The organism is Mesorhizobium sp. M2A.F.Ca.ET.039.01.1.1, assembly GCF_003998035.1.
Lineage (GTDB): Bacteria > Pseudomonadota > Alphaproteobacteria > Rhizobiales > Rhizobiaceae > Mesorhizobium.
The window spans coordinates 1-827 of the sequence record NZ_RZRY01001351.1; the positions used below are offsets into that span (position 1 = coordinate 1).

The 827-nt window shown below is 59.7% G+C and carries 1 protein-coding gene; it reads right to left on the reverse strand.

Going from position 1 to position 827, the window contains the following annotated elements; all coding sequences use genetic code 11:
• Positions 1-517, reverse strand: a 517-nt coding sequence (msuE, locus tag EOA24_RS39810) for an FMN reductase (protein WP_127410919.1), incomplete at its 3' end; no start/stop codon positions are given.
• Between the last annotated feature and the right edge of the window lie 310 nt (positions 518-827).

Below are 827 nucleotides of genomic sequence, written 5' to 3' on the forward strand. Positions count from 1 at the left end.
GTGCTAGCTCCGCCACCGCCTGCCGCACCCGCTGCCGAATTGGTTCGGCCGCGAGACGGTAGTCGACAAATTCGCGGTCGGCCGCGTAGACGGCCGTCGGCAAAGCATGCGCCTGGAAAAATCCGAACAGCGGCCGAAGCTGATGCTCGACGATAAGCGCATGGCGATCCCCGCCGCCGGTCGCGGTCAGGATCACCTGCGTGCCCAGAAGAGCGCTGGGATCGATCAGGTCGATGGCGTGTTTGAAGAGCCCGGTGTAGCTGCCCTTGTAGGTCGGCGTGCCGACCACAAGCACGTCGGCGCCGGTGATCTGACGCAGGACCGTCTGCGCTTTTGCGTCCAGATCCGCGAAGCGACGCGCATTGCCGAGCGAAGCGCCGAGGTCGTTAATGTCGTAGACGTTCGCCGTCACGTTGTATCGCTCGGCGGCAAGATCGGCCACCAGCTCGACGAGCGCGCGGGAACGCGACGGGCGGTTGAAACTGCCGGTGAACCCAACCAGTTTGCGATGCGTCATCCTGGAACAACCTTTCCTCTATTTTGGTTTACCGGCGTCGGAACAGATCGTGGCTGGCTGGCCGCCGCCTAATTTCTACTATATTTGTAGAAATACATCAGAGTAGATCGATTGTTCTGAAACTGCCGCCGCCGCCGGAAAATCGTGCCATTGTGGACACACTTTTGGGGAACGACCGCGTGGGCAACCTAGCTTAAGGATGAGGCGCAGTAGATTTCTGGAAACAGCCGGAACTCACAATGGGGACTGGAGCTGTTGCCGTTTATGTTTGCCCCTCTGATTCACATCTGCTGATGCGATTGCCTACGGC